General features: G+C 64.4%; 14 protein-coding genes. 7 read left to right on the top strand and 7 right to left on the bottom strand.

Translation table 11 applies throughout. The annotated features are described in order from the left end of the window. The first annotated feature begins 113 nt into the window (after window positions 1–113). Together thrS and ACVMIM_RS23965 are read left to right on the top strand one after the other, a co-directional pair. Complete coding sequence (gene thrS, locus ACVMIM_RS23970) at window positions 114–2,087, top strand: threonine--tRNA ligase (RefSeq protein WP_476114940.1); 1,974 nt, start codon at window positions 114–116, stop codon at window positions 2,085–2,087. A gap of 84 nt (window positions 2,088–2,171) precedes the next feature. Then, window positions 2,172–3,113 (top strand): lysophospholipid acyltransferase family protein, encoded by a 942-nt coding sequence (locus tag ACVMIM_RS23965; RefSeq protein WP_476114939.1) that lies wholly within the window; start codon window positions 2,172–2,174, stop codon window positions 3,111–3,113. A 10-nt stretch (window positions 3,114–3,123) separates the two neighbouring features. On the opposite strand, the gene ACVMIM_RS23960 is transcribed toward ACVMIM_RS23965, so the two are convergent. Further along, on the bottom strand, window positions 3,124–4,089 hold the full coding sequence (locus ACVMIM_RS23960) for a hypothetical protein (protein WP_476114938.1): 966 nt from the start codon (window positions 4,087–4,089) through the stop codon (window positions 3,124–3,126). A gap of 163 nt (window positions 4,090–4,252) precedes the next feature. Between ACVMIM_RS23960 and ACVMIM_RS23955 the strand changes: the two genes are divergently transcribed. Then, window positions 4,253–4,837 (top strand): nitroreductase family protein, encoded by a 585-nt coding sequence (locus ACVMIM_RS23955; RefSeq protein WP_476114937.1) that lies wholly within the window; start codon window positions 4,253–4,255, stop codon window positions 4,835–4,837. Here the strand turns inward: ACVMIM_RS23955 and ACVMIM_RS23950 are convergent. Further along, window positions 4,834–5,574 carry a TetR/AcrR family transcriptional regulator gene (locus ACVMIM_RS23950; protein WP_476114936.1) on the bottom strand — a complete coding sequence of 247 codons (741 nt, stop codon included), beginning with the start codon at window positions 5,572–5,574 and terminating at the stop codon, window positions 4,834–4,836. The genes ACVMIM_RS23955 and ACVMIM_RS23950 overlap by 4 nt on opposite strands. A gap of 139 nt (window positions 5,575–5,713) precedes the next feature. On the opposite strand from ACVMIM_RS23950, the gene ACVMIM_RS23945 reads away from it, so the two are divergent. Further along, a complete protein-coding gene (locus ACVMIM_RS23945) occupies window positions 5,714–6,388 on the top strand; it encodes a methyltransferase family protein (RefSeq protein WP_476114935.1) in 675 nt (224 codons plus the stop codon). A gap of 105 nt (window positions 6,389–6,493) precedes the next feature. Here ACVMIM_RS23945 and ACVMIM_RS23940 read toward each other — a convergent pair whose 3' ends face one another. Both ACVMIM_RS23940 and ACVMIM_RS23935 read right to left on the bottom strand, forming a co-directional pair. After that, a complete protein-coding gene (locus ACVMIM_RS23940; RefSeq protein WP_476114933.1) occupies window positions 6,494–7,375 on the bottom strand; it encodes an HpcH/HpaI aldolase/citrate lyase family protein in 882 nt (293 codons plus the stop codon). Next, window positions 7,375–7,827, bottom strand: a complete 453-nt coding sequence (locus ACVMIM_RS23935) for a MaoC family dehydratase (protein ID WP_476114932.1) — start codon at window positions 7,825–7,827, stop codon at window positions 7,375–7,377. The genes ACVMIM_RS23940 and ACVMIM_RS23935 overlap by 1 nt, the downstream gene beginning before the upstream one ends. Window positions 7,828–7,979: 152 nt before the next feature. Between ACVMIM_RS23935 and ACVMIM_RS23930 the strand changes: the two genes are divergently transcribed. Continuing rightward, the gene (locus ACVMIM_RS23930) at window positions 7,980–9,101 is read left to right on the top strand and encodes a DUF2336 domain-containing protein (RefSeq protein WP_278047823.1); all 1,122 of its coding nucleotides are present in this window, start codon (window positions 7,980–7,982) and stop codon (window positions 9,099–9,101) included. Between the two features lie 16 nt (window positions 9,102–9,117). Here the strand turns inward: ACVMIM_RS23930 and ACVMIM_RS23925 are convergent, their stop codons facing one another. From ACVMIM_RS23925 to parE, 3 genes are all read right to left on the bottom strand, one after another. Beyond that, window positions 9,118–9,555, bottom strand: coding sequence for a VOC family protein (locus tag ACVMIM_RS23925; RefSeq protein ID WP_476114931.1), 438 nt, complete (start codon window positions 9,553–9,555; stop codon window positions 9,118–9,120). 87 nt (window positions 9,556–9,642) lie between these two features. After that, window positions 9,643–11,736: an FUSC family protein gene (locus ACVMIM_RS23920; protein ID WP_476114929.1), complete on the bottom strand. Its 2,094-nt coding sequence runs from the start codon at window positions 11,734–11,736 to the stop codon at window positions 9,643–9,645. A 43-nt stretch (window positions 11,737–11,779) separates the two neighbouring features. After that, window positions 11,780–13,834: a DNA topoisomerase IV subunit B gene (gene parE / locus ACVMIM_RS23915; protein ID WP_278047820.1), complete on the bottom strand. Its 2,055-nt coding sequence runs from the start codon at window positions 13,832–13,834 to the stop codon at window positions 11,780–11,782. Between the two features lie 255 nt (window positions 13,835–14,089). Here parE and cpaB point away from each other — a divergent pair, with 255 nt between their 5' ends. Both cpaB and ACVMIM_RS23905 read left to right on the top strand, forming a co-directional pair. Beyond that, window positions 14,090–15,010 (top strand): Flp pilus assembly protein CpaB, encoded by a 921-nt coding sequence (gene cpaB, locus ACVMIM_RS23910; protein WP_041004272.1) that lies wholly within the window; start codon window positions 14,090–14,092, stop codon window positions 15,008–15,010. A 30-nt stretch (window positions 15,011–15,040) separates the two neighbouring features. Then, window positions 15,041–16,480: a type II and III secretion system protein family protein gene (locus ACVMIM_RS23905; RefSeq protein ID WP_476114928.1), complete on the top strand. Its 1,440-nt coding sequence runs from the start codon at window positions 15,041–15,043 to the stop codon at window positions 16,478–16,480.

Below are 16,480 nucleotides of genomic sequence, written 5' to 3'. Positions count from 1 at the left end.
CTAAAACCGCGCCGCTGCCGGACGCCTCCGGCTAACCCTCCGCAGCCGCAACGCATCCTGCGGCTGCGTTTCACCACCCGCGCTCGTTTGCGGGACTGGATAGGAGAACCCTGATGCCGAATTCCGTTTCCCTGACATTTCCCGATGGTTCCGTCCGAGAGTACGACGCGGCGCTGACTGGTGCTGCCCTTGCCGAATCGATCTCCAAGTCGCTGGCGAAGAAGGCCGTAGCCTACAGCCTCGACGGCACCGTGCGCGATCTTTCCGATCCGCTCGGCGCGTCCGGCAAGGTCGAGATCATCACCCGCGAGGATCCGCGCGCGCTTGAGCTCATCCGCCACGATACGGCGCATGTGCTGGCCGAGGCCGTGCAGGAATTGTGGCCGGGAACGCAGGTGACCATCGGGCCGGTGATCGAGAACGGGTTCTATTACGACTTTGCGCGCAACGAGCCGTTCACGCCGGACGATTTCCCGGTGATCGAAAAGAAGATGCGCGAGATCATCCAGCGCAACAAGCCGTTCACCAAGGAAGTCTGGTCGCGCGAGAAGGCGAAGAAGGTGTTCGCCGAGAAGGGCGAGCGCTACAAGGTCGAGCTGATCGACGCCATCCCCGAGAATCAGGACATCAAGATCTACGCGCAGGGCGACTGGTTCGATCTCTGCCGAGGTCCGCACATGGCTTCGACCGGGCAGATCGGCAATGCCTTCAAGCTGATGAAGGTGGCCGGCGCCTATTGGCGCGGTGACTCGAACAATCCGATGCTGACGCGCATCTACGGCACCGCCTGGGCCGACCAGGCGCAGCTCGATGCCTATCAGAGGCTGCTGGAGGAGGCCGAGAAGCGCGATCACCGCAAGGTCGGCCGCGAGATGGACCTGTTCCATTTCCAGGAAGAGGGGCCGGGCGTCGTCTTCTGGCACGCCAAGGGCTGGAAGATGGTGCAGAACCTGATCAACTATATGCGCCGCCGCCTCGACGAGCACGGCTATCAGGAAGTCAACGCGCCGCAGGTGCTGGACAAGAGCCTGTGGGAGACGTCGGGACACTGGGGCTGGTATCGCGACGCGATGTTCAAGGTCACCGTCGCCGGCGACGACACCGACGACGACCGCGTCTTCGCGCTGAAGCCGATGAACTGTCCCGGCCATGTGCAGATCTTCAAGCATGGGCTGAAGTCTTACCGCGAACTGCCCGTCAAGCTTGCGGAGTTCGGCAATGTGCATCGCTACGAGCCCTCGGGCGCGCTGCACGGGCTGATGCGCGTGCGCGGCTTCACGCAGGACGACGCGCATATCTTCTGCACCGAGGAGCAACTGGCAGCCGAGTGCCTGCGCATCAACGACCTGATCCTGTCGACCTATGCCGATTTCGGCTTCGACGAGGTCAGCGTGAAGCTGTCGACCCGGCCGGACAATCGCGTCGGCACCGACGAGGCCTGGGACCATGCCGAAGCGATCATGAGCAATGTGCTGGAGACGATCCGCACGCGCTCCGGCAACCGCATCAAGACCTCGATCAATCCGGGCGAGGGCGCTTTCTACGGGCCGAAATTCGAGTATGTGCTGAAGGACGCCATCGGCCGCGAATGGCAATGCGGCACTACGCAGGTCGACTTCAACCTGCCGGAACGCTTCGGCGCCTTCTATATCGGCTCGGATTCGGAGAAGAAGCAGCCGGTCATGGTGCATCGCGCCGTTTGCGGCTCGATGGAGCGGTTCCTCGGCATCCTGATCGAGAACTATTCCGGCCATTTCCCGCTGTGGTTCGCGCCGCTGCAGGTGGTGGTGGCGACGATCACCTCGGATGCGGATGAATACGCCATCAAGGTGGTCGAGCGGCTGAAGGCGGCCGGGTTGCTTGCCGAAACGGACCTGCGCAACGAGAAGATCAATTACAAGGTGCGCGAACATTCGCTCGCCAAAGTGCCGGTCATCCTCGTCTGCGGCAAGCGCGAAGCGGAAGAGGAGACGGTCAATGTCCGCCGGCTGGGCTCCCGCGACCAGGAATCGCTGAAGCTCGAGGACGCGGTGAAGGCTCTCGCCGACGAGGCGGTCTCGCCCGACCGCAAACGCCGCGCCGCCTGAGCATACCAGCACTCCCTGAAATGGCGGTGGCCGGTCCACCGCCATTTTCATATGCCTGTCACGCCAGCCCTGTAACGAGCCGCCATGCTCAAATTGAAACTGCGGGAAAGACGTTTTCCCGAGCTCTCCTATGCCAATGCGCATCAACCGGTGCTGACGCGCTGGTTCATCCATTCCGTCGAGGGCCTGTCCGGCCGCGACCGTTTCGCCGTGCTTTATGATTTCTGGCGCCGCCAAGTGGTGCCGACCGGCGACCGCGTGTTCAGCCGCATGCTGGAATTGATCGACGTCAAGGTCCGCAACGCCGTGCGATGGCCGCCGGCGGCGCTGCCGGACACGCCGCTGGTCATCGTCGCCAACCATCCCTTCGGCATCGGCGACGGCATCGCGGTGCTGTCGCTTGCCGAGCAGCTCGGCCGGCCGTTCCGGGTGATGATCCACAAGGACCTGCTCAGGATCCGCGAGATGGAGCCCTATTCGCTGCCGATCGATTTTTCCGAGACCAAGGAAGCGCTGAAGAACAACATGGCGGTGCGCCACGAAGCGGTGCGGCTGTTGAAGGAAGGCGTCACCATCGTCGTCTTTCCCGCCGGCGGCGTCGCGACGGCGCCCAAGGGTTTTGGCCGCGCCATCGACCTGCCGTGGAAGATGTTCCCGGCCAAGCTCATTCAGGATGCCAAGGCGTCGGTCATCCCGATGCATTTCTCCGGCCAGAACGGCCGTCTGTTCCATCTCGTCAGCAGTCCGATGAACATGGCCGAGCGCGACAATCGCGTGGCGAAGTTCATCGGCAAGGCATCGCTGACATTGCGCACCTCCTTGCTCATCCGCGAGTTCGCCCGCCTGTCGGGCAAGACGATCGAGGTGCGCATCGGCGATGTGCTGAGATGGAGCGACCTTGAGCCGCTGCGCGATCGCAAGGCGCTGCTCGATCGCCTCCATCGCGCTGTCTTCGACCTCGCGGCGCCTTCTGCGCAGCGTGGCCGCGTGCCGTTCCTGGCGAAGCGGATGCGTAAGGCCGCCTGAATAAAAGCGATTAGTCCGCGCCTTCCTCGGGGTCGATGGCGGACTGTTCGTTGGCCACCACCTCGATTTCCTGGTTCTGGCCAGCGACCACCGTGAAATCCTTCTGATAGATGCGATCACGGTTCTTGGCGATGATGGTGTACTGGCCCTCGGCCAGCACCATCGAAGCGAAGGCGCCGACCGCCTCCTTGATCGGATCGCCGCTCTCGTTGAGCAGCGACCAGGACGTGTCGGCGATGGCTTCGCCGCCGGGCTCGCGCACCAGCTTCATCGTCATCTCGGCAGCGCGGTGCTCCACGGTCGCCTCCGTCAGCTTGCCGGCCTCGACGCGGATGTCGGAGCGGATCACCGCGTTGACCGCGCCATAGGTGGAGACGACATGGTAGGTGCCGGCGTTCAGCCGCACCACGGTGTTCGGCGCGACGTCGGGAGCGATCAGCGGCCGGTCGCCATTGGCCGCGGCCTGGCCTTCATAGATAGAGAAGCGCAGTTTCTTCGGCGCGATGGGCGCGCCGCCCGACGTCACGGCGTCGAGCTTCAGGCCGCCGGCGTCGAGCACGAGGCTTTCGCGCCTGGCCTCCTTGCCGACGGTGATGCGCTTGGTGGCGCCGGCGCGTCCGTAGGAGGCATGGACAAGATAGCTGCCGGGGTCGAGCTGGAACACGGCCGTGCCGCCATGGGCGGATGCCACCATCGGCAGCTTGCCGTCGCTGGCGGGCTGCGGCTTGAAGACCCGCCAGACGATGCCGCGGGTGATGTCGGCGCCCTTGTCGGTCAACTGCGCCGACAGCGTGATGGCGCCGCCGCTGCCGAGCGCCAGCGGTCCCTCCGTCTTCGGTGTCGCGTAGCTCGAAATGCCTGGAAGCTTGATGTCGCTGACATCGTTGGCGTTCTGGGCCAGCGCGAAAGAAACCGGCACCGCGAACAACGCAGCGACGAGTACGATCACGAAAAGGCGCAGGGTTCCCTCAAACATGCCTTGCGTTGAAGCCCAAGGCGGTGGCAATTTCAAGGCCTAGGAGTGCGCTGCCTTCCCTCAGCGGCTTCTTATCCGGCGCAAAACGCCACCGCCCAAGCCGCCCGACCTCCCGATGGCGTGCTTCAGCTCAAAATCGAATGTCTTCAGGAGACTTGCGCCCATGGCGTCGCCGATCATCGACTTCCTGCTCACCCGCAATTCCGCGCCGATCCCGGACCTGAAGGAGCCGGCGCCAAGCGATGCCGAGATCGCGACGATGATCGCGGCGGCTTCCCGCGTTCCCGACCACGGTCGGCTCGAGCCCTGGCGCTTCATTCTTTATCGCGGCGAGGCGCGCATCGAGATCGGCAAGAAACTGGCAGCACTCGCCGAGCGGCGGGAGGGGCCGCTGCCGGAAGGCCGGCGCAACCAGGAATTGGCGCGCTTCTCGCGCGCGCCGCTGGTGATCGGCGTCATCTCGGTACCTAAGGAGAACCCGAAGATCCCGCAATGGGAGATGTTCCTGTCGGGCGGCATGGCGGCGATGAACCTGATGATCGCGGCCAACGCGCTGGGCTATGGTACCAACATGATCAGCAACTGGTACTCCGATGTCCCGGAGGGCAGGGCGATCCTCGGCCTTTCGCCGCAGGAGCGCGTCATCGGCTTCGTCCATATTGGTTCCTATCAAGGGCCGGCGCCGGAGCGGCCACGGCCCGACCCGGCGAAGCTCTATGCCGATTACACCGGTCCCTGGGCCGGTTAGGACCTTTTGCGGATTTTCGAAACGGCCGCGGAAGCGGCAGGGCCGGCGCGGCGGGCGGTCATGACGGCGCGCACATAGCCCGGCTCGCCGATGCGTATGCTGCCGTCGGGGAGCCCGAGAATACGGTCGAGCGCGATCTCGTAGAGCCTCACGCGGTTCTCCAGCGCTTCTATGGCCACATCCATGTCCGCATCGCTGCCATCGACAATGGCTTTGGCGACAACGTCATGGGTGGCCATGCCGAACTGCATGACGATGTCCGCGACGCCTTCAGGATCGAAGGTGCGGAAGGTACCGTCCGCCACGCCTTGCTTGATGATTTCGACCAGCAAGGGCGAAAAGGCCGCGCTGGCCGCCAGGTTGATGCGGTGGAACAGCACCAGGTTTTCCGGCCGGAACATTGTCTCGAACAGCGCCCAGGCCTCCGCCGCGGTTTCCACCTTGGCCTGCCGTGATTTCGCGAGCAGGGCGTTGAGACGTCCAAGCGGATCGAGCGCCGGATCGGCGAGTACATCCTGGACGCCGGCCAGCGCCTGTCTGGCGAAACGCTCCGCCAATGCCTCCAGCAGGGCCTCCTTGGAGGCGAAGTAGTGATAGAAGGCGCCCTTCGAGATGCCGGCGGCGGCGATGACGTCGTTGAGGCTCGCTTTGTCGTAGCCATGCATCAGGAACAGCGCCTGGGCATGGTCCAGCAGCTCTTCGCGCCTGAGTTCCGGGTGCTTGATGATGCGAGGCATGACGAAACCTTCTGCACGCGGCGGCCGTTCCCGTCCAGATGCCTGACGCCGATTGCGCTTGAGAATAGACCGTCGGTCGGTATAATAGACCACCGGTCTGATTCGACAACCGTGGCAGCGGCGTCACGGAAGGTTGTTCATGGTCTCGAGATTGGTTGTCCAGACATTCGCATGGTTCGGCATCATGGGCGTGCTGCTGTTTCTGTCGGCAGGTACGCTGCACTGGACCGGAGCCTGGCTGTACATAGTCGTGATGGTCGGACTGAGCCTTACCATGGGCGTGGCGCTCGCCCGGCGCGATCCAGGCCTGATGAATGAGCGCCTCCGCCCGCCGATCCAGAAGACCCAGACCGCGGCCGACAAGATAGTGCTCAGAATATTGCTGCTCGGCATTTTCGCCTGGCTGGTCCTGATGGGGCTCGATATCCGTTTCGGCTGGTCGGCAGCTCCCGTCTGGGTGCAAGTGGTCGGCGTGCTGGTCCTGCTCGCCGGCATCTGGATCTGTTATCTCACGATGCTGGAAAACAGTTTCGCGGCGCCTGTCGTGAAGATCCAGGACGAGCGTGGACAGAAGGTGATCACCACCGGTCCGTATAGCTATGTCCGCCACCCTATGTATGCGGGCGCCATACTCTATTTCGCGGGCACGGCGTTGCTGCTCGGCTCCTGGTGGGGACTGGCAGCGGTCCTCGCCTTCATCCTCCTGCTCGCCATCCGCACCTTCATCGAGGAAAAAACGTTGCGGGCCGGCCTGCAGGGCTATGACGATTATGCCGCGCGCGTCCGCTACAAGCTGATCCCGATGGTCTGGTAAACCTCAGGCAAGACTGCTCGCCGCTCTCGAGCGTTTCACCGTTCCACGGAAACGGTGAAATGCTCCATCTTCTTGTTTGTACGCAATTCCGGACGGAAGACCGCTTCACACTTTTCCTGGAGTTGCTCTGGCGCGAGCCAGCAAACGCTCGGCCAGGCGCAAATGCGGCCTGTCGTACATCTTGCCGTCGATGCCGACGACGCCGGGATTTCCCGCCGCCGCGAAGGCATCGACGATCACCCGCGATCGCGCGACCGCTTCGGCCGACGGCGTGAAGGCGGCGTTGATGGCCGGCACCTGCGCCGGATGGATCGCCATCTTGCCGGTGAAGCCGTCGCGCTCGGCCTCTCGGCATTCAGCCTCGAAGGCGGCCATGTCACGGAAGTCGGGAAAGACGGTGTCGATAGCGGCGACTTCGGCAGCGCCCGCCGCCAGAATGGTCATGGTGCGCGCCAGGCGAAACACGTCGGTGTAACGGCCGCTCTCGTCGCGGGCCGAGCGCGCGCCGATCGCCGCGGACAAGTCCTCCGCGCCCCAGGTCAGGCCGGCAAGCCGCGCGCTCGCGCCGGCATAGCTTGCCGCCGCCAGCACGCCTGCCGCCGTCTCGGTGATGATCGGCAGGATTCTTATGGCGCCGTCCGGCAGTCCGTTTTCGGCCTCCTGCACGCGCAGCTTCGCCGCAAGTTGCTGAACGTCCTGCCCGCTGTTGGACTTCGGCAGCATGATGCCGTGGGGCTTCGCCGGGACAAGAGCCGCAAGGTCCTCGTCCGTCAGGCCGGTAGAGAGGTCGTTGACCCGCACATAGATGGCCGAATCCGTGCGGTGCTTTTGGCTGGAGATGAAACCGGCCGCGGTCGCGCGCGCCGCCGCCTTGTTGGCGGCGGCAACGGAATCCTCAAGGTCGACGATGATCACGTCGGCGCCGGCCTCGAAACCCTTTTCCAGCTTGCGCTCGGAATCGCCGGGCACGAACAGCAGCGAGCGCATCAGGCCGCTTTCCTCAGCATCATCGCCTGCCTGGTGCATTTGGCGACAAGAACGTCGTTCTGATTGTAGGCGCGGTGCTCGAACTCGACGATGCCGCGATCGGGCTTCGACTTGGAGTCGCGTACGGAGATGACCGTCGTCTCGACCCGGATGGTGTCGCCGTGAAAGACGGGGTGCGGAAACACCGTTTCCTTCATGCCGAGATTGGCGACCGTAGTGCCGACGGTGATGTCGTTCACCGAAATGCCGATCATCAGGCCGAGAGTGAACAGCGAATTCACCAGCGGCTTGCCCCATTCGGTTTTGGCGGCGAAGTCGAAATCGATGTGCAGAGGCTGCGGGTTGAGCGTCATCACCGAAAACAGCATGTTGTCGCTCTCGGTCACGGTCTTGCGCAGCGTGTGGCGGAAGACATGGCCGACGACAAACTCTTCCAGATAAAGCCCGGCCATGGTTCGATCTCCTCCAATGTCCTTGCTTGATAGGCGCTGGCTGGGCCTCCATCAAGCCGGTTAAGAAACATGGTGAACCGTTCGTAAACCATTTCCAGCCTACCGTTCGCGACAGGGCCGGGATCTTTCCGGCAGGGGCGCAGCTGGTCGGTATGGTTGTTTCGCACTTTCTAAAATGGATTGATACGGCAAGGGTTTCCGAGCGCGCGGCCGCCGCGAGCGCGCTGGCGCGCGCCTATATCAATTCCGATCTGCCATTCGAGGATCGCTGCGCCGCCGAGGCGGCGCTCACGCTGCTTCTGGACGACGCTTCCTCCAAGGTGCGCCTGGCGCTCGCCGAGGCGCTGTCGATGAGCCATCACGCGCCGCCGCAGGTGATCAGCGCTCTGGCCGCCGACCAGCCGGAAGTGGCGGCGCTGGTGCTGGCGCGTTCGCCGCTGCTTACCGATGCCGACCTGGTCGAGCGCGTCGCCAGCGGTCAGAAGGCGACGCAGAAGCTGATCGCTAACCGTCCGGTCGTCTCGATGTCGCTCGCGGCGGCAATCGCCGAGATCGGCGAACCGGAAGCCTGCGCCGTGCTGATCGGCAACAGCGGCGCCGAGATTGCTTCGCTCAGCTTCCGCCGCATGGCCGAGCGGCACGGCCACCTGCCGCTGGTGCGCGAGGCGCTGATCGCCGATCGGCGCCTGCCGGCCGACTGCCGGCACATGCTGCTGGTCAAGCTCGGCGAGACCCTGAAAGGATCGCCGCTGGTGCTGGCGATGATGGGGGCGGCGCGTGCCGATCGCGTCATGCGCGATGCCTGCGTGAAGGCCTCGGTGACGCTGATCGAGCGAACGCGCATGGAAGAACATGCGGCGCTGATCGAGCATCTGCGGCTGCGCGGCGACCTGACCGCAAGCTTCATCATCCGCACGGTCGCGCATGGCAAGGTGGATTTCTTCGGGTCGACGCTGGTGGCGCTTGCCCGACAATCCGAGCAGCGGGTGACCGCGCTTCTCGCCGGCGGCCATGACCTGGCGCTGCAGGCGCTGTTCCGCAGCGCCGGGCTTGCGCCGGCCACGCACGGCATCATCTTGCGCGCGCTCAAAATCTGGCGCGAGGTGGCCAATGGCCGGCGTGTCGCCGGCGTTCAGGAAGTGAGCTGGCTGATGCTGAAGGAGCTGGGCGGCCAATCGGCCGAGGGCGATCTTGCCGGGCTGGTGAAGTCGATCCATCTCGACGCGCTGCGCGAAAACGCGCGGGGCCATGCACTGGCCATCGCCGCGGCTTAGGGACACATATCAGGTCTCAGCTGAGTTCCTGGGCGAGGCCGATCAGAAGCCCCTCAGGCCCGCGTATGTAACAGAGCCGATACGCGTCCTTATACCGGATCACTTCACCGACGAGCTCGGCGCCGCGCTTGCGGAGCCTCTCCAGTGTCTCGTCGATGTCGTCCACGGCGAACATGACGCGGAGATAGCCCAGGGCGTTCACCGGGGCACTGCGGTGATCCGCCACGACGCGTGGCCTGAAGAAGCGGGACAGCTCGAGCCGGCCGTGGCCGTCCGGCGTGCGCATCATGGCAATCTCGACATGCTGATCGCCCAGCCCGGTGACACGCCCGGCCCATTCTCCTTCGATCGTGGCACGCCCTTCGAGCTCGAGGCCGAGCTCGCGAAAGAAATCGACCGTCGCGTCGAGGTCGTCGACGACGATTCCGACGTTGTCCATTCCTTTGAGCGCCATGCGTCCAACCTAGAAGGCAGCGACCGGTCCGGCAAGGAACTATTCCTGAAACTGTCGGACCGGGAAATGCGACAGGCCCCGAATTATTCAAGTACGACCCTTCGCAAAGAAGTCCGGATAATCTTCCATTGCCGCGGCAATGATGCGCAGCGAGGCGGCGATCTGCAGCATTTCGAACCGATCGCTGCGTTGGGCGATGCTGGCCGCATATTGCCGTGCCACCGCGACGGTGGCGGTCGGCTCGCCCGGCCGCCGAAACAGCAATTCTCGCGCCAAGCCGCGCAGGAAATTGCCGATGGACTCGACTGTTTCGTGCGGGACGGCGGAGTTCAGTTGGGCCTGACGCAGCCGTAACACCTCCAGCCCAACAGTGACCGCGGCGATGCTGCCGCCAAGAATAGGGTCGCCCTTGCGGCCCGTCTGCTGCACCTGCGGCATCAACTGGTTGATCCGGTCATAGGCGAGGCTTTCGAAGGCCGAGCGCCGGGGAATGCGCTCATGCAGGCAAAGCCGCGCCAGGTCCTCGCGCATCGCCTGCGAGATGCGCTCCACGGTCACCCAGGGATCGGCCGGCAGCACGACGATGAAGACGCCGATGGCAATCAGGATGCCGACCAGGATCGAGGCCGAGCCGGCGAAGAACTGCCCGGGATCGTAGATCATCTGCTGATGCGGGCTGAGGAATGCGAGGAAGTTGATGGCGAAAGCGGTGGCGACGCCGACATGGCGGGGATTTGCCATGCCGAGCGCCGCGGGCACCAGGATCGGCACGACGAAGAGCGTGAACCAGCCGAAGCCCGGTAGCGCCGGCAGCGCGACCTGGCCCACTAGAAAGGCAAAAGGCAACGCGATCAGCGTTCCGGTGAAGAAGCCCCAGGCGGACTGCACGGGATCGGGGCGCGATGCGAACAGGCTGGAGACGACGGCGACGAGGATGACGGTGCCGGCCGCTTCCGACCATTTGGTCGTCAGCCAGAAGATCGCCACGAGCAAGGTCGCTAGCGCGGCGCGCGCAGCGTTGCGCCAGGCAGCCCGGTAATCGCGGTGGACGACCAGCGCCGGCTGACCTCGCTCATTCGATTTGCGGGAGACGGGCGAGCGAAGCGCCTCCAGCCCGCGCATCACCTGCTTCAGCGCCTCGGCGAAATCACCGGCGATGGTCAGGCGGGTGATGGTGCCGACCTTGTCGTCGCCGTCATCTTTGGGGCCGTCATCTTTGGGGCCGGTATATTTGGGAAGTTCGGGCATCTCCCTGGCCTTGCCCGCTATCGCCTCGAGCCGCGCCACCCAGGGGGCGGTGTCGTCGAGCGCGCCGGGCGTTGCCGCCAGTTCGCCGACGAAGGTCTTCAGTTCGCTGCGCATCGGAATGAGCGCGGCGTTCTTCGGCCTGCGGTGGCTGTGCAGCGCACGCGCCGCCGAAAGCGCCCATAGAAGCTGACCGATCGTGCGCCGGACCGGGTGGGCGCGGGTGGCGAAGCTCGGCGCCTCCAGCCGCGCATAGGTACGCATTTCGGCGAGCGTCTGGGCATCGGCGATCAGCTTGCGCTGGAGCGCGGCAAGGCTTGCCGGATCGCCGTCGGAAAAGGCGCCGGACGCATATTCCGCGAGGTCGAGAATGCTGCGCTTCAGCCTGGAGATGATGGCGTCGGCCGCGAGCTTCGGCAGGATCAGCCGGCTAGTGACGCCGGCGCAGACGATGCCAAGCACGATCTCGGCGCATCGTGCGATGGCGAGGTCAACGACGACATGCGGCTGTCCAAGCGCCGGCAGGCCGATGATCATGGCCGTATAGCCGGCAAGGGCTGCGCCATAGGCTTCCGGGTTGCGCAGCAGCGACGAGACGAGCGTACAGACGCCGATCCACAGTGCCAGCACGGTGACCAGGAGCCAGGGATTGGCGCCGAACAGCGATGTGATGCCGATGGCCGCCAGGCCGCCGGCCAGCGTGCCGAGCAGCCGGTAGAAGCCCTTCGCCAGCACCATGCCGGCGACCGGCTGCGCGACGATGAACACCGTCATCATCGCCCATTGCGGATGGTCGAGCTTCAGCGCATAGGCGGCAAGGAGCGCGATCAGCCCCGCCGAAACCGTGCGCAGGGCGAAAATCCAATCCGAACGGGTCGGCTGTGTCAGGCCGCTGAACGGCGTCTCGGCAAGCTCCTTCAGCCGCGTCCAGGTCACATGCCCGTCTCCATATCGGAGCCTGTTATGGACCGGACGGCGCTCAGATATCCAGCACGTCTGTCTCGGCGAATTCGGCGCGCTCCTGGATGAAGCGGAAACGCGCTTCGGGCTTGGTGCCCATCAGCGCGTCGACGGCATCCTTGGTGGCCTGCTCGGCATCGATCACATCGACCCTCAGAAGCGTGCGCTTCTTCGGATCCATCGTCGTCTCCTTGAGCTGCGAGGCCATCATCTCGCCCAGGCCCTTGAAGCGGCCGATCTCGACCTTGCCGCGTCCGGTGAATTCGGTGCGCAGCAACTCGTCCTTGTGCGCGTCGTCGCGGGCATAGGCGACCTTGCCGCCCTGCCGGATCGAATAAAGCGGCGGCACGGCCATGTAGAGATGGCCGCCGCGGATCAGGTTCGGCATTTCCTGGTAAAAGAAGGTGATCAGCAGCGAGGCGATATGCGCGCCGTCGACATCGGCGTCGGTCATGATGATCACGCGGTCGTAGCGCAGATCCTCGTCGCGGTATTTCGAGCGCGTGCCGCAGCCGAGCGCCTGGATCAGGTCGGAAATCTGCTGGTTGGCGGCAAGTTTGTCGTTGCCGGCGCTGGCGACATTGAGAATCTTGCCGCGCAGCGGCAGTACCGCCTGGCTGGCGCGGTCGCGCGCCTGCTTGGCCGAGCCGCCGGCCGAGTCGCCCTCGACGATGAAGATCTCGGCGCCGGCGGCGGCATTCTGCGTGCAATCGGCGAGCTTGCCCGGAAGGCGGAGCTTGCGCACGGCGCTCTTGCGCGAGACTTCCTTCTCCTGGCGGCGCCGTACGCGCTCGTCGGCGCGCGCGATCACCCAATCGAGAAGCTTCGAGGCTTCCTGCGGATTGTCGGCCAGCCAATGGTCGAACGGGTCGCGGATAGCGTTTTCGACGATGCGCATCGCCTCGATCGTCGCCAGCCTGTCCTTGGTCTGGCCGACGAATTCCGGCTCGCGGATGAACACCGACAGCATGCCCGCGGCCGAGATCATCACGTCGTCGGTGGTGATGATCGAGGCGCGCTTGTTGCCGATAAGGTCGGCGTAGGCGCGCAGTCCGCGCGTCAGTACGTTGCGGAAGCCGGCCTCATGCGTGCCGCCCTCGGGGGTCGGAATGGTGTTGCAGTAGGAGTTGAGGAAACCGTCGCCGCCGAACCAGGTGACAGCCCATTCCAGCGAACCGTGGCCGCCCTGCTTGTCGCTCTTGCCGGCGAAAACCTCGCGCGTGACCTGGAATTCGTCACCGAGCGTCGCCTTGAGATAGTCTTTCAGGCCTCCGGGGAAATGGAACTCGGCCTTGGCCGGGGTCTGGTCCTTGTCCTTGATCAGCGACGGATCGCAGGTCCAGCGGATCTCGACACCGCCGAACAGATAGGCCTTCGAGCGAGTCATGCGGTAAAGCCGCGCCGGTTCGAAGGCGGCGCCCTTGCCGAAAATCTGCTCGTCCGGATGGAAGCGGGTCCTGGTGCCGCGACGGTTGTGGACCTCGCCGAGATGCTCCAGACCGCTGACCGGAACGCCGCGGGAGAATCTTTGCCGGTAAAGTTGGCGACCGCGCGCGACTTCGACCTCGAGGTGGTCGGACAGCGCGTTGACGACCGAAACGCCGACACCGTGCAAGCCGCCCGAGGTCTCGTAGACCTTGGAGTCGAACTTGCCGCCCGAATGCAGCGTCGTCATGATGACTTCGAGCGCCGGCTTCTTGAACTTCGGATGCGGGTCGACCGGAATGCCGCGGCCATTGTCGGTGACGGTCACGAAGCCGTCGGCGGAAAGCTCGACGTCGATGAAGGTGGCGTGGCCGGCAACCGCTTCGTCCATCGAATTGTCGATGACCTCGGCGAACAGGTGATGCATCGCCTTGTCGTCGGTGCCGCCGATATACATGCCCGGACGGCGGCGAACCGGCTCCAGCCCTTCCAGCACCTCGATATCGGCGGCGCTGTAGCTTTCGCTGCCATCGCGGGCGGCGGTCGAACGCTTCGCGGCCTGCACCAGCGGATCGGCGGGGCGCGAGGGCGCGCGCACTTGCTGCGGCTGCTTTTCCGGGTTGCCAAAAAGATCGCTGGTGTCGTCCATGCTAGCCATTAAGTCCGGTACTGCGAATCACTACTCGATACTGCCACGCTTTTGGCGGGCGAACGAGGTTCCTGTTCCGTTCAGGGATCAAACTGTCTCTTATTCCAAAACCATTCGATAACCAAGCCGGCCGAAATAGGGCGGCCGGGGGGTCGCGGGATTCCCGATTCTTTAACATTAACGCCTAGCGTGAGGCCCAACCAACAAAAGACCACGGGCGTCAGGGGTTTCGTTGTGAGGGGCAGGGCCATAACCATGATCGGCATCGCCGCCGTTTTCGGCGCGATCTCGATCTTTGCAGCGGATTTCTGGGTCAAGAGCCAGGCAAAGGCTCAGTCCGAGGTCAAGGTCGTCACGGTTGAAGCTCCGCAGCAGCCCAAGGTCGAGTTCAAGACCATCGTGGTGGCTCAAGCGCCGTTGCGCTACGGCATGGAGCTGGCACGGCCGCAGCTCGCCGAGATCCCGTGGCCGCAGGATTCCCTGCCGCAAGGCGCTTTTCCGACGATCGACAAGCTGCTCGCCGACGGCAGCCGGGTCGTGCTGTCGCCGATCGAGGTCAACGAACCGGTGCTGCTCACCAAGCTGTCGGGACCGAACGGGCGCGCCACCCTTTCCAACATACTGTCGCCGGGGATGCGGGCCGTGACCATCCGCACCGACGAGATCGCCGGCGTCGGCGGTTTCATCACGCCCGGAGACCGCGTCGACGTCGTGCTGACACGTGACGCGGGAGACATCCAGGAAGTATCCAAAAACGCGCAGGGCGCAGCCGGCTCGACGGTGACGTCCGAAGTCGTCGTCGCGGACGCCAAGGTGCTTTCGGTCGGGCAGGGCGCGGACGAGCGCAAGACCGAGCCGCAGGTCGCCAATTCGGTGACCATCGAGGTGACCAATGAGGGGGCGCAGAAAGTGGCGCTGGCCCGCACCGTCGGCACCTTGTCGCTGTCGTTGCGGTCCGCGGCCGATGCCAGCGCCAGCAATGGCGGGCTTACCACCATCTCGTCCTTCGGCGGTTCGGTAGCCGCAAAGGCGCAGGCAAGCGCCGCCTCGCTCGTCAGCGCGGTGACGAAGGAATCCGACGAGCCGAAATTCAAGACGGTGATCGTGACGCGGGGCGAGAAGGTCGAGGAATATAAGGTTCCTTCACGGGAACCGCCGCAGGAACTGCAGCAATAGCCGGTGGGGACCGGCGGGGAACGGGGCAAGATGTTCGGGTTTGATGCATTTCGGACGATCGGGGGATGGCGTCTTCTCGGCGCGATCGCGCTGGCGGCGGCAATGCTTGGCGCCGCCGCGCCGGCAAGGGCCGGCAATGACGTCGTCTATGTCTCGGCGAACAGGAACGCCTCGATCAAAGTCGCCAAGGGCAAGCCGAAGACGATCATGACGAGCGCCGCCTTCTACCAGATCGTCATCGGCGATCCGGAGATCGCGAATGTCAATCCGCTGACCGACAAGTCCTTCTATGTGCTCGGCAACAATCTGGGGACCACGGGCATCGCCCTGTTCGACCAGAACAAGCAGCTTGTCGGCACCATCGACATCGAGGTGACGCTGGATACCGACCAACTGGCCAGCACCATCCGCGCCAGCGTGCCCGACGCCAAGATCAAGGTCGGTTCGGCGAACGGCCGTGTCGTGCTGTCGGGCGAGGCCGACGATGCGGTCGCCGCCGAAAAGGCCAGCAAGATCGCGTCGCGCTTTTCCGGCAACGAGGAAGTCATCAACTCGGTCAATATCTCGTCCTCGCAGCAGGTGCAGCTCAATGTCCGCTTCGTCGAGATAAATCGCCAGGCCGGTCAGGACCTCGGCGCCAAATACGCCGCCAATTTCGCCTATGGCTTCGGCAACCGCAAAGTGGTGCTGAACCCGGACGGGGGGACGGTGACGGGGGCCGGAACCGGCGAGATCATCGGCAGCCTGCTGTCAAACGGCGTTTCGATCGACATCGCCATCAAGGCGCTGGAGGAGCGCGGATTGGCGCGGCGGCTGGCGGAGCCGAACCTGATTGCGCGTTCGGGCCAAACGGCGAGCTTCCTTGCCGGTGGCGAGTTCCCGATCCCGGTTTCCGAAGACAATGGCAAGATCAGCGTCACCTACAAGAAGTACGGCGTCGGCCTGGATTTCACGCCGACGGTGCTGAAAGACGGGCTGGTGAGCCTCGACATCGCGCCGGAAGTGTCCTCGATCGACCCGTCCGCTTCCATCCAGGTCAGCAACGGCATTTCCATTCCGGCCTTCATCGTGCGCCGCGCCAGGACATCCGTGGACCTCAAGAACGGCCAGAGCTTCATGATCGCCGGTCTCCTGCAGTCGCAGAACGACATTACGACGTCGCGGGTGCCGGGGATCGGCAAGCTGCCGGTGCTCGGTCCGCTGTTCTCGTCGAAGTCCTATCAGCGGCGCGAGACCGATCTCGTGATCATCGTGACGCCTTACCTGGTCAAGCCGGTCGATCCGTCGAGGAAGATGGTCGAGCCGACCGACGGCACCCAGCCGGCAAGTCCCGCCGATTATTTCCTCAACAACACCGAGGAAGTGGACGCCTCGGCGCCGAAGCGCCCGGTGGCGCTGGCGGACGGCAGCGCCGCCCGCCCGGTGGCTGCCACGACGTCCGGCCACTTCCTCGATCTGCCGAAGGACTAA

The organism is Mesorhizobium sp. USDA 4413 (assembly GCF_056280365.1).
Note: the sequence above shows the minus strand (reverse complement) of the source record. Positions and strands in the feature narration are given on the sequence as shown.